The 26,821-nt window shown below is 48.4% G+C and carries 20 protein-coding genes and 8 tRNA genes; 25 read left to right on the top strand and 3 right to left on the bottom strand.

What is annotated here, in order from left to right; genetic code table 11:
• The first annotated feature begins 141 nt into the window (after nt 1-141).
• The 17 genes from SOW26_RS08940 (at nt 142) to SOW26_RS08860 (ending at nt 21,721) form a co-directional block, all read left to right on the top strand.
• Complete coding sequence (locus SOW26_RS08940; protein WP_276959908.1) at nt 142-465, top strand: FtsB family cell division protein; 324 nt, start codon at nt 142-144, stop codon at nt 463-465.
• A 108-nt stretch (nt 466-573) separates the two neighbouring features.
• Complete coding sequence (tilS, locus tag SOW26_RS08935; protein ID WP_320652264.1) at nt 574-1,941, top strand: tRNA lysidine(34) synthetase TilS; 1,368 nt, start codon at nt 574-576, stop codon at nt 1,939-1,941.
• Nucleotides 1,925-2,452, top strand: coding sequence for a hypoxanthine phosphoribosyltransferase (gene hpt / locus SOW26_RS08930; protein WP_154476628.1), 528 nt, complete (start codon nt 1,925-1,927; stop codon nt 2,450-2,452). The genes tilS and hpt overlap by 17 nt, the downstream gene beginning before the upstream one ends.
• Nucleotides 2,453-2,488: 36 nt before the next feature.
• The gene (gene ftsH, locus SOW26_RS08925; RefSeq protein ID WP_154476626.1) at nt 2,489-4,321 is read left to right on the top strand and encodes an ATP-dependent zinc metalloprotease FtsH; all 1,833 of its coding nucleotides are present in this window, start codon (nt 2,489-2,491) and stop codon (nt 4,319-4,321) included.
• Nucleotides 4,322-4,343: 22 nt separating this feature from the next.
• Nucleotides 4,344-6,392, top strand: a complete 2,049-nt coding sequence (locus SOW26_RS08920) for a glycoside hydrolase family 13 protein (protein ID WP_276959867.1) — start codon at nt 4,344-4,346, stop codon at nt 6,390-6,392.
• Between the two features lie 194 nt (nt 6,393-6,586).
• On the top strand, nt 6,587-8,224 hold the full coding sequence (gene hcp, locus SOW26_RS08915) for a hydroxylamine reductase (RefSeq protein WP_276959868.1): 1,638 nt from the start codon (nt 6,587-6,589) through the stop codon (nt 8,222-8,224).
• A gap of 484 nt (nt 8,225-8,708) precedes the next feature.
• On the top strand, nt 8,709-10,862 hold the full coding sequence (locus SOW26_RS08910) for a Cna B-type domain-containing protein (RefSeq protein ID WP_320652263.1): 2,154 nt from the start codon (nt 8,709-8,711) through the stop codon (nt 10,860-10,862).
• A gap of 324 nt (nt 10,863-11,186) precedes the next feature.
• Complete coding sequence (locus SOW26_RS08905; protein ID WP_276959870.1) at nt 11,187-11,990, top strand: protein-ADP-ribose hydrolase; 804 nt, start codon at nt 11,187-11,189, stop codon at nt 11,988-11,990.
• Nucleotides 11,974-12,978 carry an SIR2 family NAD-dependent protein deacylase gene (locus SOW26_RS08900; protein WP_320652262.1) on the top strand — a complete coding sequence of 335 codons (1,005 nt, stop codon included), beginning with the start codon at nt 11,974-11,976 and terminating at the stop codon, nt 12,976-12,978. Before SOW26_RS08905 ends, SOW26_RS08900 begins: the two co-directional genes overlap by 17 nt.
• Before the next feature lie 159 nt (nt 12,979-13,137).
• A complete protein-coding gene (gene fba / locus SOW26_RS08895; RefSeq protein WP_154476612.1) occupies nt 13,138-14,001 on the top strand; it encodes a class II fructose-1,6-bisphosphate aldolase in 864 nt (287 codons plus the stop codon).
• An 80-nt stretch (nt 14,002-14,081) separates the two neighbouring features.
• Nucleotides 14,082-16,193 carry a glutamine synthetase III family protein gene (locus SOW26_RS08890; RefSeq protein WP_154476610.1) on the top strand — a complete coding sequence of 704 codons (2,112 nt, stop codon included), beginning with the start codon at nt 14,082-14,084 and terminating at the stop codon, nt 16,191-16,193.
• A 30-nt stretch (nt 16,194-16,223) separates the two neighbouring features.
• Nucleotides 16,224-16,670: a DUF1700 domain-containing protein gene (locus SOW26_RS08885; RefSeq protein ID WP_276959034.1), complete on the top strand. Its 447-nt coding sequence runs from the start codon at nt 16,224-16,226 to the stop codon at nt 16,668-16,670.
• Nucleotides 16,671-16,993: 323 nt separating this feature from the next.
• Nucleotides 16,994-18,145 (top strand): THUMP domain-containing class I SAM-dependent RNA methyltransferase, encoded by a 1,152-nt coding sequence (locus SOW26_RS08880; protein ID WP_154476606.1) that lies wholly within the window; start codon nt 16,994-16,996, stop codon nt 18,143-18,145.
• On the top strand, nt 18,142-18,771 hold the full coding sequence (gene rdgB, locus SOW26_RS08875) for an RdgB/HAM1 family non-canonical purine NTP pyrophosphatase (protein WP_472910319.1): 630 nt from the start codon (nt 18,142-18,144) through the stop codon (nt 18,769-18,771). The genes SOW26_RS08880 and rdgB overlap by 4 nt, the downstream gene beginning before the upstream one ends.
• A gap of 9 nt (nt 18,772-18,780) precedes the next feature.
• Nucleotides 18,781-19,260 carry a metallophosphoesterase family protein gene (locus tag SOW26_RS08870; protein WP_276959039.1) on the top strand — a complete coding sequence of 160 codons (480 nt, stop codon included), beginning with the start codon at nt 18,781-18,783 and terminating at the stop codon, nt 19,258-19,260.
• 303 nt (nt 19,261-19,563) lie between these two features.
• The gene (locus SOW26_RS08865; RefSeq protein WP_320652261.1) at nt 19,564-21,405 is read left to right on the top strand and encodes an N-acetylmuramoyl-L-alanine amidase family protein; all 1,842 of its coding nucleotides are present in this window, start codon (nt 19,564-19,566) and stop codon (nt 21,403-21,405) included.
• A gap of 230 nt (nt 21,406-21,635) precedes the next feature.
• Nucleotides 21,636-21,721 (top strand) — tRNA-Ser (locus SOW26_RS08860).
• Nucleotides 21,722-21,850: 129 nt separating this feature from the next.
• Here the strand turns inward: SOW26_RS08860 and SOW26_RS08855 are convergent.
• Nucleotides 21,851-21,939: transfer RNA gene (locus tag SOW26_RS08855), tRNA-Ser, on the bottom strand.
• 184 nt (nt 21,940-22,123) lie between these two features.
• Between SOW26_RS08855 and SOW26_RS08850 the strand changes: the two genes are divergently transcribed.
• The 6 genes from SOW26_RS08850 (at nt 22,124) to SOW26_RS08825 (ending at nt 22,703) form a co-directional block, all read left to right on the top strand.
• Nucleotides 22,124-22,198, top strand: a tRNA-Pro gene (locus SOW26_RS08850).
• A gap of 6 nt (nt 22,199-22,204) precedes the next feature.
• Nucleotides 22,205-22,275, top strand: a tRNA-Gly gene (locus SOW26_RS08845).
• Nucleotides 22,276-22,330: 55 nt separating this feature from the next.
• A tRNA-Arg gene (locus SOW26_RS08840) sits at nt 22,331-22,404 on the top strand.
• A 62-nt stretch (nt 22,405-22,466) separates the two neighbouring features.
• A tRNA-His gene (locus tag SOW26_RS08835) sits at nt 22,467-22,540 on the top strand.
• A 14-nt stretch (nt 22,541-22,554) separates the two neighbouring features.
• Nucleotides 22,555-22,626 (top strand) — tRNA-Gln (locus SOW26_RS08830).
• A 4-nt stretch (nt 22,627-22,630) separates the two neighbouring features.
• A tRNA-Lys gene (locus tag SOW26_RS08825) sits at nt 22,631-22,703 on the top strand.
• A 52-nt stretch (nt 22,704-22,755) separates the two neighbouring features.
• On the opposite strand, the gene SOW26_RS08820 is transcribed toward SOW26_RS08825, so the two are convergent.
• Together SOW26_RS08820 and SOW26_RS08815 are read right to left on the bottom strand one after the other, a co-directional pair.
• Entirely contained in the window at nt 22,756-22,962 is a 207-nt protein-coding gene (locus SOW26_RS08820; protein ID WP_276959043.1) for a helix-turn-helix transcriptional regulator, read from the bottom strand.
• On the bottom strand, nt 22,955-23,314 hold the full coding sequence (locus SOW26_RS08815; protein WP_320652260.1) for a DUF3796 domain-containing protein: 360 nt from the start codon (nt 23,312-23,314) through the stop codon (nt 22,955-22,957). Before SOW26_RS08815 ends, SOW26_RS08820 begins: the two co-directional genes overlap by 8 nt.
• A gap of 407 nt (nt 23,315-23,721) precedes the next feature.
• On the opposite strand from SOW26_RS08815, the gene SOW26_RS08810 reads away from it, so the two are divergent.
• Complete coding sequence (locus SOW26_RS08810) at nt 23,722-24,741, top strand: alpha-hydroxy-acid oxidizing protein (RefSeq protein WP_320652259.1); 1,020 nt, start codon at nt 23,722-23,724, stop codon at nt 24,739-24,741.
• A gap of 171 nt (nt 24,742-24,912) precedes the next feature.
• Nucleotides 24,913-26,598, top strand: a complete 1,686-nt coding sequence (locus SOW26_RS08805) for a PucR family transcriptional regulator (protein WP_154476594.1) — start codon at nt 24,913-24,915, stop codon at nt 26,596-26,598.
• Nucleotides 26,599-26,821: the final 223 nt, after the last annotated feature.

Genomic DNA, 26,821 nt, shown 5'->3' with positions numbered 1-26,821 from the left:
AAAAAGAAGTAAAAAAATTTACGTTTTTTTAGGAAAAAAACACAAAAAATCCCTTGCGGAAACAGAGAAAAACAGGTAGGCTTAATGAAAGCCTAGTGGGATAGGCAGTATGGGGAAATAGAAGCAAGGGTGAGTATAAGTATGGGAAGCATAAAGCAAAGGGGCAGGAAGAAACAGCCGAAAAAAAGAGTCAGGTGCAACCAAAGCAGTGTAAGAGGGATCTGTTTGGTGCTGCTTTTGCTTTGCGGCGTGTGCGGAGTCGGAAGCATATCGCTGAAGCAAAAGGAGAGAGTGCTTCTGGCACAGGAGACGGAACTGCAGGAAAAAATAAAGGAAGAGAAGGCTCGCACAGAAGAGATCAAGGAGCTGAAGGAATATGTAGGCACGGACGCCTATGTAGAGGATGTGGCGCGGGAGAAGCTTGGCCTGGTTCACGAGAACGAAATTGTATTTAAAGCAGAGTAGCAGAAAGATAAATGGCTTTAGGAAGTAACTCTCCTAAAGCTTTTCTTTGTATAACAGGGAGAGGCTGCGTTTGCGGCGTCTGTCCCAAGACACCGGATGGAGAGAAAAATGGAGCAGAAAGTCAGAACATTTGTAAAACAGTACCATTTGCTGGAAGAAGGAGACAGGATCGTACTGGGGCTGTCGGGAGGGATAGATTCCATGTGCCTTCTGTTTTTACTGCTGCAATGGCGAAAGGAACGGAAGCTAGAGATCCTGGCGGTACACGTGGATCACCAGATCAGAGGCGAGGCGGCCAGAGAGGATGCGGCCTTTGTGGAGCGAATCTGTAAAGAGGAGAAGGTGGAGTATCGACTTTTCCGGGAGGATGTGAAAGGGATCGCAAAGAAGAAAAAGCTTTCCGTGGAAGAGGCAGGCCGGGAGATCCGAAGAGAAATGTTCCAAAGCGAACAGAAAAGGTGGGGAGGCAGCAAGATCGCATTGGCTCACCATAGAAACGACCATGCGGAAACACTGCTGTTTCACCTTGCCAGAGGATGCGGGCTGAAGGGGCTGGGAGGAATCGCGCCGGTGGAAGGACAGATCATCCGTCCCCTTCTGTGCCTGGAAAGAAGGGAAATAGAAGCATATGTGAAACAGCGCCAGATCCCCTTCCGGGAGGATGCGACCAACCAGGATCTTGCATATGCGAGAAACCGGATCCGAAGCCAGATCCTCCCGGAGCTGGAGACGGTGAACGAGAAGGCGCTCCTTCATCTCTGGGAAACCTCCCAGAGGGCAAAAAAGGCATGGACGTTTTTGGAAAAAGAGGCGGACAGATGGTACCGGCTTTGCCGGAAGAAGGAGGAAGGACATCTGCTTCTGAAGGAAGAAGAGTACCGGAAGATCCCGGAGGAACTGCGGGAATACGTCCTGCAAAAGTTTTTGTGGGAAGGGGCGGGAAAAAGAAAGGACATTACGGCGGTTCATATCGGGCTTCTGGAAGAGCTTTGGGGAAAGCAGTCCGGGAGAAAGTACTGTCTGCCTTACCGGCTGGATGCGCTTAGGACTCCCGAAGGGATAGAATTGTACCCGGCAGAAAAAGAGGAGGGCAAGAGACCGGGAGAAGAAAAACCGCCGGCAGTCCAGTTGCGGATCTTTGAAAAGCAGGAAGAAGTCACAATATTTCCGCAAAATCCCTACACGAAGTGGTTTGATTATGATAAAATAGAATCTAATGTAAAAATCAGACACAGAGAAGCAGGAGACTATCTTACCATTGACCGGGCTGGCGGCAGGCAGAAGCTGAAGCAGTATTTCATCAATGAAAAGATTCCGCAGAGGCAAAGAGACGCCATATGGCTGGCGGCTGACGGGCATCATATTCTCTGGGTGATTGGTTACAGACAGAATCAAGGGTATCAGGTGACTGACAGGACAAAGAGGATTCTTGAAATAAAAGTAGATGGAGGAAATCACAATGGCAGAGCAGATTAGAGTAATGATCTCAGAAGAGGAAGTGGCAAAAAGGATCGAAGAGCTGGGGAAAGAAATCAGCAGGGACTATGAAGGAAAGCAGGTGCATTTGATCTGTGTCCTGAAGGGCGGGGTATTCTTCATGTGCGAGCTGGCAAAGCGGATCAGCGTGCCCCTTTCTATGGACTTCATGAGTGTCAGCAGCTATGGAAATGCCACTTCTTCCAGCGGAGTGGTAAAGATCGCAAAGGATCTGGACGAGTCCCTGGAGGGAAAGGACGTACTGGTGGTAGAAGACATCATCGACTCGGGAAGGACTTTGTCTTATCTGTGGGAGATCCTGGGGCAGCGTCATCCAAACAGTATGAAGCTGTGTACCCTTCTTGACAAGCCGGACCGGCGGGTCAAGGATATCCGGGTGGATTATGTGGGCTTTGAGATCCCGGATGAATTTGTGGTGGGATACGGACTGGACTATACGCAGAAGTACAGGAATCTTCCCTATATCGGAGTAGTGGAAGGAGTCAACTAATCCGACGGAATTACGAAAGAGAAAGGAACTTATCATATGAACAAGAAAAATATGGGACTGCGAGGGATCGTACTCCTGTTTTCCATACTCCTGCTGTTCGTGGCATTTCAGCTATCGGATAAACTGAATCAGAACGGCCGGGAGATCACCAGGAAGGATTTTGAAGAACTGGTACAAAAAGGACAGGTGGAGAATGTGACGATCCGCCAGAATAAGGCGGTTCCTACAGGGCGGCTGGAGATCGGCATCCGTGTGGGAGAGACCAGGGATATCCGGTATCTGTATGTGTCGGATGTGAATGAGATCCAGAAATATCTGCAGGAGAAGGAACTGGTTTACCGAATGCCGGATATTCCAAAGGACAGCTGGATCGGAACGACTTTAGTTCCTACTCTTCTGACGGTGGGAGGAGTGCTTCTGATTTTCCTGATGATGAACCGTCAGGGAGGCGGAGCCGGAGCAAAGGCCATGTCTTTTGGAAAAAGCAGGGCAAGGCTTCACAATGACGAGGAGCATCGGATCACCTTTGACAAGGTGGCAGGATTGGCAGAAGAAAAGGAAGAGCTGGAGGAAGTGGTGGATTTCCTGAAGGATCCCCAGAAATATGTGAAGGTAGGAGCCAGGATTCCCAAAGGAGTGCTGCTTGTGGGCCCTCCGGGAACGGGAAAAACGCTTTTGGCAAAGGCCGTGGCGGGAGAAGCGAGGGTGCCTTTCTTTACCATCTCCGGTTCTGATTTTGTAGAAATGTTTGTGGGAGTGGGAGCTTCCAGAGTCAGGGATCTGTTTGAAGACGCCAAGAAGAATGCGCCCTGTATCATTTTTATTGACGAGATCGATGCAGTGGCGCGCCGGAGAGGAACCGGCATGGGCGGCGGACATGATGAAAGAGAGCAGACCTTAAACCAGATGCTGGTGGAGATGGACGGTTTCGGCGTCAACGAAGGGATCATTGTCATGGCGGCCACAAACCGGGTGGATATCCTGGATCCGGCCATTCTCCGTCCGGGACGTTTCGACAGAAAAGTAATGGTAGGATCGCCGGATGTAAAGGGAAGAGAAGAAATCTTAAAAGTACATGCAGACGGAAAACCCCTGAGTGAAGACGTAGATCTGGCACAGGTGGCGCAGACAACGGCAGGCTTTACGGGAGCGGATCTGGAAAACCTCCTGAATGAGGCGGCCATCCTGGCAGCAAAGGACAACAGAGGATATCTGAAGCAGACGGATATTCAGAAGGCTTTTATCAAGGTGGGGATCGGAACAGAAAAGAAAAGCCGTGTGATCTCCCAGAAGGAACGGAGGATCACGGCATTCCACGAGGCAGGACATGCCATTTTATTCCATGTGCTTCCGGACGTGGGACCGGTCTACAGCGTTTCGATCATTCCTACCGGAGGAGCAGGCGGATATACGATGCCGCTGCCGGAACGGGATGATATGTTCTATACCAGAGGACAGATGATGCAGGAGATCATTGTATCTCTGGGAGGCCGTGTAGCGGAAGAGGCAGTGTTCGACGACATTACCACAGGAGCGTCTCAGGACATCAAGCAGGCTACCGGACTGGCAAGATCCATGGTAACCAAGTTTGGAATGTCCGACACCGTAGGGCTCATCAACTATGACGATGACAGCGACCAGGTATTTATCGGAAGAGATCTGGCCCATGCCTCCAGAGGCTACGGGGAAAGCGTGGCGACTACCATCGATCAGGAGATCAAGCGGATCATTGACGAGTGCTACGGGAAGGCAAAAGCCCTCTTGAAGGAATACGAAGGGGTGCTGCATGCATGTGCAAATCTTCTTTTGGAGAAAGAAAAAATCACAAGGGAAGAATTTGAAGCGTTATTTGAAGCGCAGCAGGGATAAAGAAAAAAGGAAGTTAGGTTACATGAAAGAAGAAGCATTATTTTGTGACGGCACCGGGGAATATGTGATTCCTCCGCAACCGGAGGAGGATTCTGTGGTGACGTTGCGGTTTCGTACAGCAAGGGAGGAAGCGGACGGTGTTTGTCTTGTGACAGACACCGGAACTTTTTCTATGGAAAAGGACGAAACGAAAGGATATTTTGATTATTATGCCATCCAATGGAAATTGAAGGAAGAGGCGTTCTCTTATTATTTTTCCATTACCAAAGGAGAGGAAACGCTCTATTATGGGAGAAACGGAGTCAGCAGGGAGCCGGTAGACTACTACCGCTTCGTTCTGGTTCCGGGATTTTCCACCCCGGACTGGGCAAAGGGGGCGGTGATGTACCAGATCTACACAGACAGATTTTGCAACGGGGATACCGGTAATGATGTAGAAACCAGAGAATACTTCTATATCGGAGATTACAGCAGCAAGGTGGCAGACTGGTACCAGTATCCCAACAGTATGGGAGTGCGGGAATTTTACGGAGGCGATCTCCAGGGGGTTCTGGACAAGCTGGATTATCTCCAGGGACTGGGAGTGGAGGTGTTGTATTTTAATCCTCTGTTCGTGTCCCCTTCCAATCATAAGTACGATATTCAGGACTATGACTATATTGATCCGCACTATGGCCGGATCGTGGCGGACGAAGGCGAGGTGCTGCAGGAAGGGGTAACGGAAAACCTGTACGCTACCAAATACCAGAAGCGCACAGGAGACAGGAGGAATCTGGAAGCCAGCAACCAGTTGTTTATCCGACTGGTAGAAGAACTGCACAAAAGGGGGATGAAGATCATCCTGGACGGCGTGTTCAATCACTGTGGTTCTTTTAATAAGTGGATGGATCGGGAGAGGATCTATGAAGGGCAGGAAGGCTATCAGCCGGGCGCTTATGTGTCGGCAGACAGCCCTTATCGCAGCTATTTCCGGTTTTTTGAAGAAGCATGGCCTTACAATTACCATTATGATGGCTGGTGGGGACATGATACCTTGCCGAAGCTGAACTATGAGGAATCTGTCAAGCTGGAAAATTATATTCTGAAGGTGGCTGTCAAATGGGTGTCACCGCCCTTTAACGCAGACGGGTGGCGTCTGGATGTAGCGGCGGACCTGGGAAGGAGCAACGAATACAATCATCAGTTTTGGAAGAAATTCCGAAAGGCGGTGAAGCACGCCAATCCTAATGCGCTGATCCTGGCAGAACACTACGGCGATCCAAGAGAGTGGCTAAAGGGAGATGAGTGGGATACCGTGATGAACTACGACGCCTTTATGGAGCCGGTCACCTGGTTTCTGACGGGCATGGAAAAGCACAGTGACGAGGAGAGACCGGAGCTTCGCGGCAACGGAGATCATTTTGCGGGAGCCATGCTGCATCACATGTCAAATATGCTGACGCCTTCCCTGCAGGTGGCCATGAACGAATTGTCCAACCACGACCATTCCAGATTCCTTACCAGAACCAATCATATGGTGGGACGCGTGGGGCAGCTGGGAAGTAAAGCGGCCGAGGAATATGTCAACAAGGCCATTATGCGGGAAGCGGTGGTGATGCAGATGACCTGGGTAGGAGCGCCTACCGTTTACTATGGAGATGAAGCGGGTGTCTGTGGCTTTACAGACCCGGACAACCGAAGAACGTATCCGTGGGGAAGGGAAGACAGGGAGCTTCTGGAATTTCACAGGGATATGATTGCGATTCATAAAGCGTATACAGCCTTGAAGACCGGCTCTCTGTTGCTGCTTCATTGGGAAAACAATATTCTGAGCTATGGAAGGTTCGGAAAGGACGAGAGGATCATTGTCGTGTTAAACAACAGAGAGACGCTGGCCAGAGTGACGGTGCCTGTCTGGAAGGCGGAAGTGGCAGAAAAATGCAGGCTGTACCGATTGATGTACACCTACGCGGAAGGCTATACCAGGGAAGCGGAAGAATATCTGGTGGAAGAGGGAGAGCTGGTAGTAAACATGGGAGCGTATTCGGCGCTGGTGCTGACAGACGTCTGCCCGGAGGAAAAGAAAGGATAGGATCGGATCTCAACAGATAAAATCTGACCTTGGGGCGACGGCTACAGACAGAAGTCTTGCAGGCAGATGCGGCAGTCCGGGAAAAAAATATCCAAAAAAAGAGAAAAAGTGGTAATAACAACGGAACAAAGAGGAAAATCCGTCTATACTGTGCAGGAACAAAAAACAACCCGAACATGTATGGAGGAAACCAAATGGAACATAAAATGTTTTGTTACCAATGTCAGGAAACGGCAGGCGGCCAGGGCTGCTGTGTGTCCGGCGTCTGTGGGAAAAAGCCGGAAGTGGCTATGATGCAGGATCTTCTGGTGTATGTTACGAAAGGACTGGCTTCTGTAACAACACAACTGAGAGCCGAAGGAAAGACGATTGCCGAAAGTGTGAATCATACTGTAACATTTAATCTGTTTATGACGATCACAAACGCCAATTTTGACCGGGAAATGATCGTTGCAAGAATCACAGAGACACTAAAAGAAAAAGACAGTCTGCTGCCGGAGGTGCAGGACAAGGAGAAACTGTCCCAGGCAGCGCTTTGGTCAGGCAGCGAGGCTGAATATGAAACGAAGGCGGCAACGGTAGGCGTGCTGGCAACGGAAAATGAGGATGTGCGTTCCCTGAGGGAGCTGATCGTCTACGGGCTGAAAGGTCTGGCAGCCTATTCCAAGCATGCAAATGCACTGCTGCAGGAAGACGGGGATGTGGATGGGTTTATTCAGGAGGCGCTTGCCAAAGTGCAGGATGACAGTCTTAGCGTAGAAGAGCTGGTGGCCCTGACCATGGAAACCGGAAAATACGGAGTGCAGGGAATGGCATTGCTGGATCAGGCAAATACAGGAGCATATGGAAATCCGGAGATCACGCAGGTGAACATTGGAGTGGGAACACGACCGGGGATCCTGGTATCCGGGCACGATCTGAGAGATCTGGAAATGCTTCTGGAGCAGACGAAGGGAACGGGAGTAGACGTGTATACCCATTCTGAGATGCTTCCGGCGCACTACTATCCGTTCTTTAAAAAATATGACAACTTTGTAGGAAACTATGGAAATGCATGGTGGAAGCAGAAGGAAGAGTTTGAAACCTTCCGGGGACCGATCCTGATGACCACCAACTGTATCGTTCCGCCGAAGGATTCGTATAAGGATCGGCTTTGGACGACGGGAGCTGCAGGATTTCCGGGCTGCCGCCATATTTCCGGCAGCTATGGAGAAGAAAAAGACTTTTCAGAGCTGATCGAACAGGCAAAGACCTGCCAGCCACCGCAGGAGATCGAGAAAGGTACCATTGTGGGAGGATTCGCTCATGAGCAGGTATTTGCGCTGGCAGATAAGGTGGTAGAAGCCGTAAAATCCGGTGCCATCAAGAAATTTGTAGTAATGGGCGGTTGTGACGGAAGAGCGAAGAAAAGAGAGTATTACACAGAATTTGCACAACAGCTTCCGAAAGACACGGTGATCCTGACAGCAGGCTGCGCCAAATACAAATACAACAAGCTGGATCTGGGAGATATCGGAGGTATCCCGCGGGTGCTGGATGCCGGACAGTGCAACGATTCCTACTCTCTGGCGCTGATCGCGTTGAAGCTGAAGGAAGTATTTGAGCTGGACGATATCAATGAACTTCCCATTATCTATAACATTGCCTGGTATGAACAGAAGGCGGTGATCGTATTGCTGGCGCTGCTGTATCTGGGGATCAAAAACATTCATCTGGGGCCCACTTTGCCGGCGTTTTTATCTCCCAATGTAGCCAGCGTATTGGTAGAAAACTTCGGGATCGCGGGCATTGGAACGGTAGAGGAAGATCTAAAGCTGTTCTTTGGAGAATAATCAGGAATTTCTGAAGGGACTTCTAAGAGTGTTTTAAAACAAAGGGAATCAATTCGGTTGGTTTCCGTAAAAAATGAAAAATATTATAAGGATGTTTCTTTCCTATGAACGAAAATTTCGTAGGAAGGAGACATCCTTTTTTTACAGGGTGTTAGGTGATTTGGGATTTTTTGTGACAGGAGAAGAACGAAAGAGAAAGAGAGTTTGCATAAATCCCCAGGCTGGATTTTGTTTATTTTGCCCAAAACCAGGCGGTTTTTCCGAAAAAATTCTCATGGACTTTCTATGATAAAATTGATACGATTAATACACAATAAATATGATAAGATATATATGAAATAGCAAAAAAGGAAATTTCGGTATCACATCTTATGGAATATAGGGGAGCAGAAGCATCCAGGTTTAAAGAGAGATGCGATGCCGGATATTAAAAATATAAAGACGTAATAAATAGTATTTTAAGATGAATATGAAGGAGGTTTTTATGAAAGGAAACAGAACATTGGCGGGGATCATGGGGGTACTGCTACTGGCGGCATCCGTCTTAAGCGGCTGGGGAGCGCTGGGAAGGGTTGCTGCACAGGGAGCGATCATAAAAGAAGTACAGGTGGAAGCAGAGCAGATCGGTCATGCGGAAACGAGCAAGGTGACGGTGAAATTTGGAGGACAGGGAACGAATGTACAGGCGGGGCAGAGGGTGGATATCAGCTTTGGCACAGCCGGGGCAAAGGTCAAGCTGCCCTCCTCCCCCATTCCTTTATACAACAGGGAAGGACAGCTTCTGGGAGAGGTGCAGTTTTCGGAAAGCAAGGGAACGCTGATTTTTAATGAAAATGCAGCAAAGCTGGATGACGTGGAAGGAAGCTTTTATTTCAGCTTTACCGGATATTACGAAGGAGATATGGATCAGGATGGAACGGGAAGGATCTATATAGACTACGAGGGGAACAGAAAGACCATAGAGGTCACTTATAAAAAAGGCGGAACCTCTACCAATAACGTATATAGCAAAAAGGGAGTAGAAGTGTCCGGAAATGACGGCAGTAGCGTGGACTGGGTCTTTACCTTTAATGCAGCCAGGAATCAAAGCGATGGAAGTGCAGGGTTTGTGGTGACAGACAAGCTGCCGGAGACCATGACGTGGGATCTGGACAAAATAAACAGCAGTCCTTATGTGGTGCAGTTTCAGGGAGGATATCTTCCCACGTTGTTCCCAGCAACCGGCGGATGGACGGATCTGCAAAAGGCGAAGGAAATGGGAATCGGGATCTCATTTACCGGGCAGGAGTTGACCATTACGATACCGGGATATGCAAATTACGGGGGCGGCTACACGGCAACGCTTCACGAGACGGAGGTGGCAGTCCGGCTGTCTGCAAAGATTACCAGGGAAACCCTGGAGAATGAAGCGGTGGAATATGTAGAGAATACATCAGAACCGGTATTAAACGGAGCAGACTGGACACTGGATCCCACACAATTTGGGGACAGGGTAAAGATCCAGCGTCAGGGAGGATCGATATCCGGAACGAAACCGGGAGAACTGCAGATTAAGAAAGTCATAAAAGGGACGCAGATTCCCATCAAGGATGTAGAATTTACGCTCACCAGAAAGGATGGGCAAGACATTCAGGTAAAAGAAGGAGACGGTTACATAAATAAAGGATCGTCGGTCCGGCTGACGACAAATGATCAGGGAATGGCAGAGATCAAAGGACTAAAAGCCCAGACATATGAGATAAGAGAAACGAAGACGCCACAATGGATCGCCTATGACCAGGATCACCCCGTTGTGCGAGAGTTTGAAATGAAAGCGGATGACAAAGTGGGAGCTTGGTTTTTGATTGAAAACGATAAGAAAAAGACGGAGGTTTCCGTAGAAAAGAAGTGGATCAAGGCAGACGGACAGCCAGGGGAGGGAATGGACACGAAGGTAAGGCTGTATCAAAATGATTTTCCTGTTTCAGAGGAAGTGATCTTGACAAAGGAGAAAACAAGCCATATCTGGAGGGGACTGGATCTGGCAGACGATCAGGGAAACAGTTATCGTTACACAGTCAAGGAAGTGGGAGAAGAAAAGGGAGAAATCGAAATAGGCGGGAAACAGTTTCAGGTGACGTATGGGAAGGCAGAAAATGGAAGCCTTGTGATTACCAACAAACAAGAAGAAGAGATGGTCCCGCTTGTGCCGGCCACGACTGAAATCAAAGTCACAAAGGTATGGAGGGGAGTATCTCCGGATAAAGCGCCGGAAATAACGGTATATTTGTTTAAGAATGGCGAAAAGACCCAAGAGAGCCTGAAGCTGAATCAGGGAAATCAGTGGACGGGAAGCTTTGAAAACCTGCCGGTGGTAGATCACATTACCGACACAAAAGCAAATACATACAGTGTAAAAGAGGAGCCGGTGCCCGGATACCATACAGAGATCAGCGGCACGGAGAAGGACGGGTTTACCATTACCAATACCAGAAAAGAACCAAAGCCGCCCATCCTGGTGGAACCTTCACCGAAAAAGACGAGTTCCAGTACATCAATGAGAACTCCCAAAACAGGGGAGCAAGGACATCCGGAAGTATATGTGGGAGCATTGCTTGCTTCCTTGGGAGGAATCTGGCTTCTTAGAAGAAAAAAATAAGAGAGAAGAAACGAAAAAAAGAAACAGAAAAAAGAAACAGGGAAAGAGATTGAAAGATAGAGTCGGTGCAGTTGTGGGACTGCGCCGACTTTTTCCGCTTTTTCTTATAGGACTGTGTAGCCAAAGAGCAGCGTGAAGAAAACTAAAAAAACTAAAAAATATAAGAAATTTTAATGTAACCATTGACATTACATAAATATAATGCTAGCATGATGGTGATAAATGTAATAAATAAAGTTACAACACACCCGTAGGAAACGCCGTTAAAATGACAGAAGTTATTTGAACGGTTGGCACATGACAGAACAGAAGGAAGGTGAGGATATGAATCAGAATAAGGTGCAGGAGCAGCGGCTGAACGATCTTTTAAAGGCGTTCCAAGAGGACTCTGACAAGTACAAACATATACAGATTCCGGAAGGTGTGGATGAAAAGCGGCGCATTTTGCGTTCTCTCATGAACATCCGCATGCCAAAGAAAATGGCAGATGACGTAATAAAGCTACAGAATGAATATTTGCTGGAGTGTGGAAAAGAAAAAGGGATCGTCCGTCTTTCAGACATCCCTGTGATCAAGGGAAATCTGTCTATTTGGCAGGGAGATATTACAAGACTCCAGGTAGATGCGGTGGTGAATGCGGCAAATGCAGGGATGCTGGGGTGTTTCATACCGATGCATACCTGTATTGACAACTGTATCCATACCTATGCGGGAATACAGCTCAGGCAGGAGTGCTATGAACAGATGGAACAGCTTCGGCTAAAATATGGCAGGCAGTATGAACAGCCGACTGCGGTGCCGATGCTCACGGATGCTTACAACCTTCCGGCAAAAAAGGTGATCCATGTAGTAGGACCGATCGTGGAGTCTCAGCTGACGCCAAGGCTGGAAAAGGAGCTGGCGGACTGCTATCGAAACACATTGGATATGTGTGCGGAGAATGGATTGAGAAGTGTGGCATTTTGCTGCATATCCACGGGAGTGTTTCGGTTCCCGAATAAAAGAGCGGCAAAAATTGCCGTAGATACAGTGGCAGAATGGTCCTTGGAACATCCGGATGCAATGGAGAGGATCATTTTCAACGTGTTTAAGGATGAGGATAAAATATATTATGAAGAATTTTTATGAAAAAAGCAGCGGATACCGGGAAACCATTCAAAAGGGCCTGAAAGCGGCGCGGTATCTGGGAAGAAAAACATCTTTTGGGAGAAGCGCGAAAGGACAGCAGATCAGAGATCTGAAAGATGCGATCAAACGTGCGGAAGCGATCGTTGTCGGTGCGGGGGCGGGACTGTCAACGTCTGCCGGTCTGACCTACAGCGGGGAACGGTTCGAACGGTATTTTTTTGATTTTGCAAGGGCATACGGCATTCGGGATATGTATTCCGGCGGATTCTATCCGTTTCCCGATCAGGAAACCTTTTGGGGATGGTGGGCAAGGCACATCTACTACAATCGCTATATTGATCCGCCCAAGCCCGTATACAAAGAGTTGCTTTCCCTTTTAAAGGAAAAAGACTACTTTGTTATTACAACCAACGTGGATCATCAGTTTCAAAGAGCGGGGTTTGACAAGGAAAGACTATTTTACACGCAAGGAGATTACGGACTGTTCCAAAAGGCGGCGCCGGATCTTCCAAAGACCTATGACAATGAAGAATGGGTGAGGGAGGCGATGAAAGCACAGGGCTTTGTAAGGGATGTCAGAGGCAGGTGGGAAATTCCAGAGGATGGAAGACTTTCCATGCAGATTCCACCGGAACTGCTCCCACGGTGTCCGGATGACGGTTCGGAAGTAACCACAAATCTTCGTGTGGACAATTCTTTTGTAGAAGATGCGGGCTGGCACAAAGCGTCAGAAGCATACCGGGAGTTCCTTAAAAATCACGAGAAGACGCCGGTTCTGTTTTTGGAACTGGGAGTAGGAGCGAACACCCCGGTGATCATCAAATATCCGTTCTGGCAGATGGTGATGAAAAATGAAAAAGCAGCATATGCCTGTATCAATTATGGGGAGGCCTTCTGTCCGGTGGAAATTGAAAATAGAAGTATATGCATCAATGGAGACATAGGAGAAGTGTTACATCAAATGACACAGTTGCCTGTGACACCGTAAAAAAGACGCAGATACACAAACATTTTACACAAAGCAGAACCAAAAGAGAGGTTACTTGTTTTTTTGGATTCTTTGAGATATAATGGGAAAAGCAAGTGACACAGAAAATTGCCGGACAGGGGGGGACTCCTGGCAGGCAGAAAAAGTGGAGGTAGTAGAATGTTAGTATCAGCAAAAGAGATGCTTGAAAAAGCAGTGGAAGGACACTATGCGGTGGGCCAGTTCAATATCAATAACCTGGAGTGGACCAAGGCGATCCTGCTTACAGCTCAGGAATGTAATTCCCCGGTGATCCTGGGAGTATCCGAAGGAGCAGGCAAGTACATGACAGGCTTCAAGACCGTGGCAGATATGGTCAAAGCGATGATCGATGAACTGAAGATCACCGTGCCGGTAGCGCTCCATCTGGATCATGGCTCCTACGAAGGATGCCAGAAATGTATCGAAGCAGGATTCTCCTCCATCATGTTTGATGGGTCTCACTATCCGATCGAAGAGAATGTTGCCAAGACGAAGGAACTGGTAGAGACCTGCAAGAAGCTGGGACTTTCTCTGGAAGCAGAAGTAGGCTCCATCGGCGGAGAAGAAGACGGAGTCATCGGACAGGGCGAATGTGCAGATCCGGGAGAGTGCAAGCAGGTTGCAGATCTTGGAGTAGACATGCTGGCAGCGGGAATCGGCAATATTCACGGAAAATATCCGGCAAACTGGGCAGGCCTCAGTTTTGAGACGCTGGATGCGATTCAGCAGCTGACAGGCAAGCTTCCGCTGGTTCTTCACGGTGGGACAGGGATTCCGGAAGATATGATCAAAAAGGCTATCGATCTGGGAGTTGCGAAGATCAACGTAAATACAGAATGTCAGCTATCCTTTGCAGATGCGACAAGAAAGTATATCGAAGCAGGGAAAGATCTGGAAGGAAAAGGATTTGACCCGAGAAAACTTTTGAAGCCCGGTACAGAAGCGATCATGAAGACGGTAAAAGAGAAGATGGAATTGTTTGGTTCTGTCGATCGTGCATAGAACAGATAAGGGCATTCCGACGATGGTTGGAGTGCCTTTTTGTAATAACTGATAGAATTTATGGAAGAAGAGGATAATAGATGGAAAAGGGTATGAATGTAGCGGAAATATTCGGACAGGATGTGTTTAATGACACGGCAATGCAGGAGCGTCTGCCTAAAAAGGTCTACAAGGAATTGAAAAGGACGATAGAAGAGGGAAAAGAACTGGAACTGGATACGGCAGATGTGATTGCGCATGAGATGAAGGAATGGGCCATTGAAAAAGGTGCGACGCACTATACCCATTGGTTTCAGCCTTTGACAGGCGTGACGGCAGAAAAGCATGATTCCTTTATTTCGGCCCCGCTGGAAAGCGGAAAAGTACTGATGACCTTTTCCGGAAAGGAGCTGATCAAAGGGGAGCCGGATGCCTCTTCTTTTCCGTCGGGAGGGCTTCGGGCAACCTTTGAAGCGAGAGGATATACGGCCTGGGATTGTACGTCTCCTGCCTTTGTCAGAAGGGATGCTGCGGGAGCGACTCTTTGTATTCCCACGGCTTTTTGTGCATACACGGGAGAAGCGCTGGATCAGAAGACGCCTCTTCTTCGTTCCATGGAAGCGATCAATGAGCAGGCCATGCGTCTGATCCGGTTGTTTGGCAATACTCAGTCCAAGCGGGTGAGACCTTCCGTGGGAATCGAGCAGGAATATTTTCTGATCGATGCCGGCAAATTCCGGGAAAGAAAGGATCTGATCTATGCCGGACGTACCCTGTTTGGGGCAATGCCTCCCAAGGGCCAGGAGATGGATGATCATTATTTCGGGACCATCCGCCAGAGGGTGGCCGGATTTATGAAGGATGTTAACGAGGAGCTGTGGAAAATGGGCGTTACTTCCAAGACACAGCACAATGAGGTGGCGCCGGCACAGCACGAGCTGGCTCCCATCTTTGAAGTGGCGAACGTTGCAGTGGATCACAACCATATCATTATGCAGACCTTGAAGCGGATTGCCGGAAGACACGGGCTGAAATGTCTGCTTCATGAAAAGCCGTTTGCAGGAGTCAACGGTTCCGGGAAACATGACAACTGGTCTCTGACAACGGATGACGGAAGAAATCTTCTGGAACCGGGAAGTACACCGCATGAAAATATCCAGTTTTTGCTGGTGCTGACCTGTATTTTGAAGGCGGTGGACGAGCATGCAGATCTTCTGCGGGAGTCGGCAGCCAATCCGGGGAACGACCAGAGACTGGGAGCGGACGAGGCGCCTCCGGCGATCATTTCCGTCTTTCTGGGAGAACAGCTGGAAGACGTGATGGAACAGCTGATCAGTACGGGAGAAGCGACCCACAGTCTGGATAAAGGGAAAATGCATACGGGAGTGCGTACACTGCCGGATTTTGCAAAGGATGCAACGGACAGAAACCGCACTTCTCCGTTCGCTTTTACAGGCAACAAGTTTGAGTTCCGTATGGTAGGCTCCAGGGATTCCGTGGCAGGGGCTAACGTGGTGATCAATACCATTGTGGCGGAGGCCTTTGCAGAAGCGTGTGATGTACTGGAACAGGCAGAGGACTTTGATCTGGCGGTGCATGATCTGATCAAGGAATACGCCACCAGGCATCAGAGGATCGTATTCAGCGGCAACGGGTATTCGCAGGAGTGGGTGGAGGAAGCGCAGCGGCGCGGGCTGTCCAATCTGAGATGTATGGTGGATGCCATCCCGGCCTTGACCTCTGAAAAGACGGTGGCCATGTTTGAAAAATTCGGAGTGTTTACCCGGACAGAGCTGGAATCCAGAGGAGAGATCAAGTACGAAAATTATGCGAAGGCGATCAATATAGAGGCGCAGGTCATGATCAATATGGCAAGCAAGCAGATCCTTCCGGCGGTGGTGGGCTACACCAAAGTGCTGGCGGATACGGTGCTGGCTGTAAGGGAGGCTGGCGCGGATCATCAGGTACAGGCAGAGCTTCTGACGGAGGTGTCCGCTCTGCTGAAGCAGACAAAGGATGCCCTGAAGGTTCTCCGGGAAGTATCGGAAGAGGCGGCAAAGGAAGCAAAAAGTGAGATCAGAGCCAGATATTGTTATGAAAAAGTGGTTCCGGCTATGGAAAGACTCCGCAGACCGGTGGATCAGCTGGAGATGCTGGTGGATAAAGAGGTGTGGCCAATGCCGTCTTATGGAGATCTGATGTTTGAAGTGTAAAGGACAGATAGAAAGGGAGAGCAGGAATTCATGACAAAACACGAATTTTTACGCAGACTGGAGGAGGCGCTGGTCAATGAGGTGGAGCCTTCTGTGATACGTGAAAATCTGAAATACTACGAGGAATATATAGGTGAAGAGGTAAAGAAAGGCCGGACAGAGGAAGAAGTGTTGGAAGAGCTGGGGGATCCCTGGGCGATTGCAAGGACCATTTCGGATATGGCAGAGACGGGCTCCCAGGAGCCCCGAAGCCCGCAGCACAGAGCGGATTACGAAGAAGAAAGAACAGAATCCAGAGGTAGCTCTGTCCAGATCAACACAGGGCGCTGGGGCTGTATTTTGTGGCTGGTGATAGGGATTCTGGCTGTGATTGCAATCGGAGCTTTGATCGCGGGGATCATCAGTACCTTGCTTCCGATTCTGCTTCCCATCCTTGCGATCGTGGTGATCGTGCGGATCTTTGCCGGCCGACCCTGACAAAAAGGCGCCCTGTGAGGCGCCGGATCTTTTTGAGAAGCGGGATCGAAAAGTGAAGCGGCAGGAAAGATACCTGAAAAAAGGCTGCTTTGGAGCCTGAAACAGAATCCGTCAGATCAGTAAAAGACCGATGGGGGAGCCATCGGTCTTTTGAGGGGAGTATAAATAATTAATAAGGGGTGTAGGAAGTATCCTTCCTACAAGATTCAGTATAATATAGAGGAATTGAAAAAGCAAGCAGAAAAAGTAAAAAAATATTAAGAAAAAGTTAAAAAACAGAAAGAGCATTTTTCAAGGGAGAAAAGTGCAGAATAGGGAGAAGCATGAATAGGATAGAACTGATCGCACCCTGCCACTTTGGCCTGGAGTCGGTGCTGAAAAAAGAGATTGTGGATCTGGGATATGAGATCACAGAGGTGGAGGACGGTAGAGTTACATTTTGCGGAGATGTGGAGGCGGTTTGCCGGGCCAATGTGTTTCTGAGAACGGCAGAAAGGATCTTATGGAAGGTGGGAAGCTTTCGTGCCACTACCTTTGAAGAGCTGTTTGAAAAAACGAGGGAAATTCCCTGGGAAAATTATATTCCCAAAGACGGGAAATTCTGGGTAGCCAAGGCTGCTTCTGTAAAAAGCAAACTGTTTAGCCCTTCGGATATCCAGTCGATCATGAAGAAGGCCATGGTAAAGCGGCTGCAGGCCAAATACGGGATCGACTGGTTTCAGGAAGACGGCAGCTCTTATCCGGTGCGTGTCTTTCTGAAAAAAGATGTGGTGACGGTGGGGATCGAGACTTCCGGAGCCTCTTTGCATAAGCGAGGATACCGGGCGATAGCGGGAAAAGCGCCCATCACAGAAACGCTGGCAGCAGCCCTGATCCTTCTGACTCCCTGGAGAAAAGACCGGATCCTGGTGGATCCTTTTTGCGGCAGCGGAACATTTCCCATTGAAGCAGCGATGATCGGCGCAAATATCGCACCGGGTATGAATCGGTCATTTTTATCGGAAGAGTGGGACAACCTGATTCCCCGGCAGGCCTGGTATCGGACGATCGACGAGGCGCATGACGGGATCCGGCAGCAGGTGGAAATGGACATTCAGGGGTATGATGCAGATCCACAGGTGGTTCGGGTGGCCAGAAACAATGCTGCAGAAGCAGGCGTGGAGGAATATATCCATTTTCAGGAAAGGGAAGTATCCAGGCTGAGTCATTCGGGAAAATACGGGTTCGTCATTACCAATCCGCCCTATGGAGAAAGGCTGGAGGAAAAGAAAGATCTTCCGGCGCTGTACAGGACTTTAGGGGAACGGATGAAAGAGATGCCCACCTGGTCCACCTATATGATCACTTCTTATGAGGAAGCGGAGCAATATTTCGGGAGAAAGGCAGACAAAAATAGAAAAATTTACAATGGGATGCTGAAAACCTATTTCTATCAGTTTTTAGGACCAAAACCGCCAAGAAGGAGAGAAGGATAATGAGAGAGATTATTTTTGCCACGGGAAATGCACACAAAATGGAAGAGATCCGGATGATCCTGGGAGAAAAACAGGGGGAATTCCAGATTTTATCTCAAAAGGAAGCGGGGATTTTTGTGGATGTTGTGGAGGACGGTCAGACCTTCGAAGAAAATGCCATCATAAAAGCACGGGCGGTGGCGAAGGAAGCCCATAAGCGATATCCGAAAGCGATAGTGCTGGCAGATGATTCCGGACTGGAGATCGACTATCTGGGAGGAGAACCGGGAATTTATTCTGCCAGGTATCTGGGAGAAGACACCTCTTATGACAAAAAAAACCGGGTGATCCTGGAGAGACTGGCGAAGGCAGAACCCTCCCAGAGAACGGCACGGTTTGTGTGTGCCATTGCGGCGGTATTTCCCAACAAGGAACAGGAGGTAGTGCGGGGAACGATGGAAGGGCGGATTGCGGAAGAGATTGCGGGAGAAAATGGATTTGGCTATGATCCGATCTTTTTTTTACCGGAGTATGGATGCACCAGCGCCCAGCTTTCACCGGAAAAGAAGAACAGCCTCAGCCACAGAGGAGTGGGACTGCGAAAAATGCGGCAGATCCTGGAAGAAAGAGAAGGGGCAAAGGAGTAGGAAGGAAGCATGAAGCTTTTGATCATCAGTGATACACATGGTTCGCATATCAATGTAGACAAAGTGCTGGAGAAGGAAGAGGGAATGGATCTTCTGATCCATCTGGGAGATGTGGAAAAAGGAGAGGATGCTATCCGCTATTCCGTGAACTGTCCGGCGCATTTTGTCCGGGGAAATAATGATTTTTTTTCCGATCTTCCCAGAGAGAAGGAGCTGTTTCTGGAGGGCTGGCACCTCTTTTTGTGCCATGGGCATGCGTACTATGTTTCTGTAGGAGAAGAGCAGTTGAAGCGGGAAGCAAGGGGCAGGGGGGCGGATATTGCCCTTTATGGTCACACGCATAGGCCGGTGATCCACAGGGAAGAAAATCTTCTCATCCTCAACCCCGGCAGTCTGACACATCCCCGTCAGGAGGGGCGAAGACCCAGCTATATGATCCTGGTGCTGGAGGAGGGAAAAGAGCCGGAGGCTTGGATCAAGTATTTGTAGGGAGATGCGGGAAAAAGAAGTAAGATGGCAAAGTAGCGGATCAATCGACCGGATACTGGAAAGCATATATCACCATAGAAAAATAGATAAAAACCTGATAAACAGAGTGGAAAAGCAGGAAAAATCAGAATAGAAAAAACCTATAAATTACTTTTTTTATTAAAAAAAACAATCGGTCAGACGCCTGAATGTTATAGAGGAAGCCCGGGGAATTTGCTAAAATAGCAGAAGAAAAATCAGAAGGAAGGGCGGCACAGAGTAAACAGGCAGCCACTTTTTGGAGAGCAGAAAGAGGAGGACAAGATGAGAAAAAAAGTAGTGGGATGGATGCTGGCGTTTGCACTGCTGGCAACACAGGGAAGCGTGGCAGCGCTGGCGGCAGAAAGGGAGACAGAGACCGGTAGCAGCCCGGCGGCGAAAGAAAGTCTGGAAGAGGAACAGACGGCGGGGCAGGAAGCTGTGATCAGGCAGGTGACCCGGAAAACAGAAACTATGTCAGAAGGCAGGAAGCAGGTAGAGTTTTTGGCACAGGGAGAAAACCTGAAAGAGGTAGGTGTCCGCATAAAGATGGGGTTATTTGCTCAGAAGCTGGATCTGTTTCAGATCGTCAGGGAAGGGGAGGGAGAATCCCAAAGCATCAAGATCCTATTCCCTGAAAATGAGACCGGCGGCGAGGAGGTTTATGAGGTGCAGTTTTTCCCTACTCCGGAAACAAAGGGAAAAATTGCTTTTGAAACAAGCTATGAGGTTCGGATTCCCAGAAGGGAAGAAACGGGAGAGCCGGAGCTTTGGTGGGTTCGCAATGCCATGTGCTTTGGAGATCTGTATCAGGCCGGAGATGAAGTGGTTGTCTGGGTAAAGGGTAAGCATCTGACAAAGGAAAACGTTACGTTGGAGTTTTCTCATCCGGAAAGTGTCATGATTGAAAAGGTGGAGCATCCAAATGATGAAAACCTGACGTATACCCTGTTTTTTCAGGAAAATCCGGAAGCGGGAAGAAAAGAGCACATTATCACGGCAAAGGCAGGGCGATATGAAAAAACCATGAAGCTGACCCAGTATGGGACGGCAGATACAGATGCGCCGAAACCGGATGTAAAGCCGGAGCCTACACTGCCTCCGGTAATTCAGAATGCAAGGCTTTGCTGTGAGGAGATTACGGCAGAAGGCGGTGAGCCGACACTGACACTGGAGGGAGAAAACCTGAAAACGGACAACTGGAATGTGACGGTGGAGGCTTTTGAAAAAGGAACGGATACAAGGGTGGAGCAGATGGAGGTGACGGTGGAGAAGACGTCTGCGACTTCGGCAGTTCTGCATATTCCTGAAAATAAGACGGGAAAGGAACTGCAATATCAGATCTGGATCGGTGTAAAAGCCAAGGGAACGGAGCCGATTCTGAAGAACCTGTATCAACAGAAAAAGGAAGCCGAGACGGAGCCGATTGAGGAAGATCCACAGATCCGGGAAGGGTGGAAAGAAGATCAGACCGGAAAATGGTATCAATATGGAGACGGGAGTTATCCGAAGGCAGAAGCGGTAGAAATAGAAGGAGAAATCTATTATTTCAATGTGGTCGGATATCTGGAATGCTGTCGCTGGATACAGACAGGCGGACACTGGTATTACCTGACTTACGAAAGCAAAGCGGCAAAGGGATGGGTCGGAATCGGCGGAAGCTGGTATTTCTTTGACAAGAAAACGGCGCAGATGCAGACGGGCTGGCTCAAAGAAGGTGATGCGTGGTACTTTCTGGATGGAAACGGCGTCATGAAGACAGGTTGGCTGTACACAGGCGGCAGTTGGTATTACCTGGGAGAAACAGGCATCATGCAGACAGGTTGGCTGCACACGGGAGGCAACTGGTATTATCTGGATGAGACAGGAGCCATGAAAACGGGCTGGCTTCGGGAAGGTGGCAGCTGGTACTACCTGGAAGGCACCGGCGTTATGAAAACAGGGTGGCTGTATACGGGAGGATCCTGGTATTACCTGGAAGGAAACGGTGTCATGAGAACAGGATGGTTATATACGGGAGGCAACTGGTATTATCTGAAAGGCAATGGAGTGATGGCAGCCGGGGTGGCGCTGTCCGTATCGGGGACAAGCTACCGATTTGACGGAAACGGCAAATGGATCGGATGATAGAAGTAGAAAAATCAGGCAGGCAAAAAGAGGATCAGGCACAAAGGAAGAAAACCGGGCTTTGTGCCTGGTCCATAAAGAGGGGACAGGAGGTTATAAAAGGGAGATGATAAACGGGAGTCTATGAACAGGACGATAGACGATAGATGGGAGGCGGGAAAAAATATTGACGGAACCTGCCAGGTGTGATAGAATACACCATGTCGCCAGATCGCGGCAGAATAGGATACGGAGGGGTATCGAAGTGGTCATAACGAGGCGGTCTTGAAAACCGTTTGTCCGCAAGGGCGCGTGGGTTCGAATCCCACCCTCTCCGCTTTTGAGAAACAGGAAATGCTTACAGGTTAAGTATTTTCTGTTTTTTTGATCCGATCTTGAGCGACCGGAAGGCTGCACATAAAAAGCCCGCCGATGACGGAAAATCATCAGCAGGCTTTGGGATAGACGGAGATGGAGGGATTTGAACCCTCGCGCCGGCGAAGCCGACCTACCGGATTTCGAATCCGGACCCTTCAGCCACTTGGGTACATCTCCAGCGGAAATGTTGCATTTCCTTTCAGGGAGGGGGACTACAAAATTATCCACCTCTCATACCGAACCATTGTATCATAAAAAAGCAGAAGATTTCAAGAAAAAAATGATTGACATTTAAAAGTTGGTACTATATAATGACTAATGTGTCACGGCAAATTGCCTGATGACGATCGTGCGACAATGTCGGGGTGTGGCTCAGCTTGGCTAGAGCGCCTGGTTTGGGACCAGGAGGTCGCAGGTTCAAATCCTGTCACCCCGATCGTGTGCGGGTGTAGTTCAATGGTAGAACACTAGCCTTCCAAGCTAGATACGTGGGTTCGATTCCCATCACCCGCTTTTCTTGGAGCAGAAATGCCCGGGAAAATGGTTAGACGGTTTCTGTTTGGCCTGTGAGTCTGTAGCTCAGCTGGATAGAGCAACGGCCTTCTAAGCCGTAGGTCGAGGGTTCGAATCCCCCCAGGCTCGTTGGAACCACACAACTTAATATTGGGTACTTCATCGGTCTTAGTCCGGTAGGTAGATACATGGTGGGTATGGTGCAGTTGGTTAGCGCGCCAGATTGTGGTTCTGGATATCGTGGGTTCGAGTCCCACTACCCACCCTTTTTTCTTTTATTGGGCTATCGCCAAGCGGTAAGGCACAGGACTTTGACTCCTGCACTCGTTGGTTCGAATCCAACTAGCCCAGTTGCGGGCGTGTAGCTCAGTCGGTAGAGCACTTGACTTTTAATCAAGTTGTCCGGGGTTCGAATCCCCGCACGCTCATAAAAGCAAACAGCGGAAATCCAATACTATATGGGTTTCCGTTATTTTTATTTCATGACAGATCATTCTCAACTGTAAACATTTCTTCGATGGATACCTGGAACTGTTTTGCGATATTCCAGGCCAATACGAGGGAAGGATTATATCTTCCGTTTTCCAGATTTCCTATGGTTTCTCTTCTTACGCCGACTTTTTGAGCCAGCTCTTCCTGACTCATGTGGTATTTTGCCCGATATTCTCTGATTCTGTTTTTAATCATGACTGATCCCTTTAAATTCTCTCCACTCTAGTATGGTAACAGATAATGTAAAGCATAAAACTGCTATGGAAAAGCAAATGCCGAAAGATTCGGGAATATAGTTTTCTCTTTTTATGAAAAGACCCAGGATCATCAGCGTCGGAATGAGGGCGAACAACTGAACCAAAAAAGCTATTGTTGCTGATTTCTCAATGTTTTTCCAAAACGATTCATCGGGGATGACCCAAAAGTACCGTAAATAGAACAAGAATCCCAAAAATCCGAACCATCCGGGATTTTTAGTGAAGATCCCAAGAATGGAAATAGATGAAACAATAGATAAAAATCCAATTGGATTGATTCTTTTTCTCATAAAAATGCCTCCTTTTTTCTTATGTTTTTCAATGATCTGTTTTTCCGTAAGTGATATCCGTATAAATCTAAAATGTGGTATATTTATCACATTATGATATAAAAATATCACACCTCATACTTGCTGTCAACTCAGTTGTCGGCGATCTGTCGATGAGAAAAAAGGTAGTAAGGGGAAACGGACTTGCATTGCGCCGCTTTTCAGAGTAAGATGAAGCCAGTTCACATACGGAAGCTATCTTTCAAAAAGTGCGAAATAGAAAACAGAAAAAGGGACGGAGAAAGAAAACCGCAAAGAAAACCGCGAAAGGGAACCGTGAAAGAAGAAAGCAAAAAAGAGTGAGAAAGATACTTGCTGTTTTGTAAAAAACAGATCAAGATAAATTTCAAGAGAAAGAGGGAAGGCAAATGACATACGAAGAGATGCTAAAAGCAGCACAGGGAGAAATTGGAAAATTCTGCAAAGCCTGTCCGGTGTGTAACGGGAAAGCCTGCAGGAATCAGATACCGGGACCCGGGGCAAAAGGCGTTGGAGATACGGCCATCCGTAATTATGAGAAGTGGCAGGAAATTCGGGTGCAGATGGACACCCTGACAGAGAAACAGGAAGTGGATACCACATTTGAAATGTTTGGACGTAAGTTCCGCTATCCTTTTTTTGCAGGTCCTGTAGGCGCGGTCAACCTGCATTATGGAGAGAAATACAATGACGCTTCCTACAATGACGTTCTCGTATCCGCCTGTGCGCAGGCAGGGATCGTGGCAATGACGGGAGACGGCGTGAACGCAGAGGTGATGAAAGCGGCAACGGAGGCGGTAAAAAAGGCGAAAGGACTGGGGATCCCCACCATAAAGCCGTGGAACCTGGAAACCATTCGGGAGAAAATGCGGCAGGTGCAGGATTCGGGCGCGTTTGCGGTTGCGATGGACGTAGATGCAGCAGGACTTCCCTTCCTGAAAAACATGGTGCCTCCGGCAGGAAGAAAATCCGTAGAGGAGCTGCGGGAAATTGTGGACGCCGCCTCTGTTCCGTTTATCGTGAAAGGGATCATGACAGGAAAGGGCGCACTGAAAGCAAAGCAGGCAGGCGCATCGGCTATCATCGTATCCAATCACGGCGGACGGGTGCTGGATCAGTGTCCTGCTACGGCGGAGGTGTTAGAAGAGATTGTAGAGGCAGTGGAGGGAAGTATGCGCGTCTTTGTAGACGGCGGTATTCGCTCGGGCGTGGATGTATTTAAGGCGCTGGCTCTTGGCGCCGACGGAGTGATCCTGGCACGGCCTTTTGTAACGGCGGTATACGGAGGCGGCGAAGAAGGGGTGAAGCTTTACGTGGAGAAAATAGGCGGGGAACTAAAGGATACTATGGAAATGTGCGGAGCAGATTCGCTGGCGGAGATTAAAAAAGATATGATCCGAAAAGCTTAGATGCCAAGGACGGAAACCTACCGGTAGAAGAAACTCTGGCAAACATCCATGACCGGCTTTGCCGGGCTTGCAGAAACTTTGAAACAGATTCCCGCAAAAGAGGCTGTGCGGGTTTTGGAGCAGACAAAAAGACGACTGCAGACCAGGTGGAAGGATAGGAGAGGATAAAGCATGAAATATCGTGTGAGAGATTTGATGGAGCAGAGTGGTTTGGGGAAAATGAGGGTGATTGCCGGAGAAGATCATCTGGATAATGAGATCGGGGGAGTGACGATCATTGAAGCGCCGGATATTGTCAAATTTATCAATGGCGGCGAAGTGCTTCTGACGGGACTGTATGCCTTCAAATCCTGCAGCCTGTTGGAAATGGAAGGCTATATCCGGGAACTGGAGCAAAAAAAGATCAGTGCGGTGATCCTGAAACGAGGACGGAACATTGACTTTGCAGAAGAAAAAGTAGAAATGTTCAAGGCTTATGCGAATCGCAGGGAGATTCCCTGTCTGTCTGTGGATTTTGATACTTCGTTTAAGGACATTATGGAAGTGATCATGGGGGAGCTGTTTAGTGACGAGGTAAAACGGCTGAAATATTTTAAGACGACCAGAGATAATTTCGAGGCGCTAGTACTGTCTTTGAAACCGGAAGAGGACGGGATCGTGAAGCTGCTGACGGTACTGGGCAAGCTCATCAGCAATCCGACGGGGGTGTATGATCAAAATGGGGTTTGCATCGGAGAGACAAAAACCGTTCCCACTGATCTGGAGGTTTCGGGAGAACTGATCCAGGTAGATCCTGAAATCGCCTCCAACTACCAGTACATGAAGAGAAGTGTATACATTTATGGAGAAGGAAGAGCGGTTGACCAGTACGTAGTCCGCATGAAGAGGATGTTTGGGATCCAGATGTATCTGGTGGTGACAGAGATCGGGGAAAAACTGGACGCCATGGATTATATTGCGATCGACAGTGCGGTATCTGCTCTGCAATATGAACTGTCAAGAAGATATGCGGTACTGGAACTGGAGAAAAAGTATCAAAATGATATTTTGCATAACATTTTGCACGGAGAGATCCACTTCATCGAGGATATGAAGAAAAATGTAAGCCTGCTTGGCATGTCCTTTGGAGGGATGTACCGGGTCGTTGTTTTCGGGATGGAATATAAGAGAGGGAAGGAGCCAAAAGACATCAACGTCCGGATGGATGATGTAAACCTTCTGAAAGAAAGAATCCGCAGGGTGTTCCCGGGAGCCGTGATATCCAATGACCTGGATAAGGTCATCGTAGTAGAAACGGAAGAAATGGAAAAGCATGAATGTGAATTTAGAAAAGACATGCAGGCTGCCATAGAAAAATTGAAAGAGTTTCTGCGGGAGCAGAAAAAAGGCTTTGAGATCAAGGCGGGAGTGGGGAAAAAAGTAGACGGTATCGTCAATTTGAAGTATAGCTACCGGGAAGCGGAGGATGCGTTGGGATTCCTGGATATTGCAGGCAGCATCTTTGGAAAGGAGAAGTCTGATATCCTGTTGTTTTCCGACATGGGAATCCTGAAGCTGCTGTCAGGGTTGAAGGAGGAAGAATTACAGGAATATATACCGGAGACTCTCCAGAAGCTGTATAGGGATCATAAAAGTCAAAAGAGGGAATGGATCCTGACGCTTTCCACCTACCTGGATTATAATCAAAATCTGATGAAAACGGCGCAGGAGCTGCACATCCACTACAAGACGGTGGCTTACCGGATCGAAAAAATCGGAATGATGACAGGAATGCGCTTTGATGATGCAAGAGAAATGCTGAGTGTGCGAATCGGGCTTGTGGCATGTAAGATCCTAGACAAATTAAAGAAGGGGTAGGAGCAGGATGCCTGCTTCTTCGTACTGCCGGGGAGCAAAACAAAAACCATTTTATCTGAGAAAGATAAAATGGTTTTTGTTTTTTATCATGAAATGACGATGAAAATTGTTAAAAAATAAACTACAATGACGAATATACACAGGGGAAAGAAAAAGAAAAGGGAATAATAGGATAAATTGCACAAAAATAACCTTCTGTTCTTGTGGAACCTGACAGGGAGGA

The organism is Suipraeoptans intestinalis (assembly GCF_034091795.1).
Taxonomy (GTDB): Bacteria; Bacillota; Clostridia; order Lachnospirales; family Lachnospiraceae; genus Suipraeoptans; species Suipraeoptans intestinalis.
Note: the sequence above shows the minus strand (reverse complement) of the source record. Positions and strands in the feature narration are given on the sequence as shown.

Coding starts and splice junctions, on each gene's coding strand:
- SOW26_RS08940 (WP_276959908.1), top strand. CDS start 142: ATGGGAAGCATAAAGCAAAGGGGCAGGAAGAAACAGCCGAAAAAAAGA.
- tilS (WP_320652264.1), top strand. CDS start 574: ATGGAGCAGAAAGTCAGAACATTTGTAAAACAGTACCATTTGCTGGAA.
- hpt (WP_154476628.1), top strand. CDS start 1,925: ATGGCAGAGCAGATTAGAGTAATGATCTCAGAAGAGGAAGTGGCAAAA.
- ftsH (WP_154476626.1), top strand. CDS start 2,489: ATGAACAAGAAAAATATGGGACTGCGAGGGATCGTACTCCTGTTTTCC.
- SOW26_RS08920 (WP_276959867.1), top strand. CDS start 4,344: ATGAAAGAAGAAGCATTATTTTGTGACGGCACCGGGGAATATGTGATT.
- hcp (WP_276959868.1), top strand. CDS start 6,587: ATGGAACATAAAATGTTTTGTTACCAATGTCAGGAAACGGCAGGCGGC.
- SOW26_RS08910 (WP_320652263.1), top strand. CDS start 8,709: ATGAAAGGAAACAGAACATTGGCGGGGATCATGGGGGTACTGCTACTG.
- SOW26_RS08905 (WP_276959870.1), top strand. CDS start 11,187: ATGAATCAGAATAAGGTGCAGGAGCAGCGGCTGAACGATCTTTTAAAG.
- SOW26_RS08900 (WP_320652262.1), top strand. CDS start 11,974: ATGAAGAATTTTTATGAAAAAAGCAGCGGATACCGGGAAACCATTCAA.
- fba (WP_154476612.1), top strand. CDS start 13,138: ATGTTAGTATCAGCAAAAGAGATGCTTGAAAAAGCAGTGGAAGGACAC.
- SOW26_RS08890 (WP_154476610.1), top strand. CDS start 14,082: ATGGAAAAGGGTATGAATGTAGCGGAAATATTCGGACAGGATGTGTTT.
- SOW26_RS08885 (WP_276959034.1), top strand. CDS start 16,224: ATGACAAAACACGAATTTTTACGCAGACTGGAGGAGGCGCTGGTCAAT.
- SOW26_RS08880 (WP_154476606.1), top strand. CDS start 16,994: ATGAATAGGATAGAACTGATCGCACCCTGCCACTTTGGCCTGGAGTCG.
- SOW26_RS08870 (WP_276959039.1), top strand. CDS start 18,781: ATGAAGCTTTTGATCATCAGTGATACACATGGTTCGCATATCAATGTA.
- SOW26_RS08865 (WP_320652261.1), top strand. CDS start 19,564: ATGAGAAAAAAAGTAGTGGGATGGATGCTGGCGTTTGCACTGCTGGCA.
- SOW26_RS08820 (WP_276959043.1), bottom strand. CDS start 22,962: ATGATTAAAAACAGAATCAGAGAATATCGGGCAAAATACCACATGAGT.
- SOW26_RS08815 (WP_320652260.1), bottom strand. CDS start 23,314: ATGAGAAAAAGAATCAATCCAATTGGATTTTTATCTATTGTTTCATCT.
- SOW26_RS08810 (WP_320652259.1), top strand. CDS start 23,722: ATGACATACGAAGAGATGCTAAAAGCAGCACAGGGAGAAATTGGAAAA.
- SOW26_RS08805 (WP_154476594.1), top strand. CDS start 24,913: ATGAAATATCGTGTGAGAGATTTGATGGAGCAGAGTGGTTTGGGGAAA.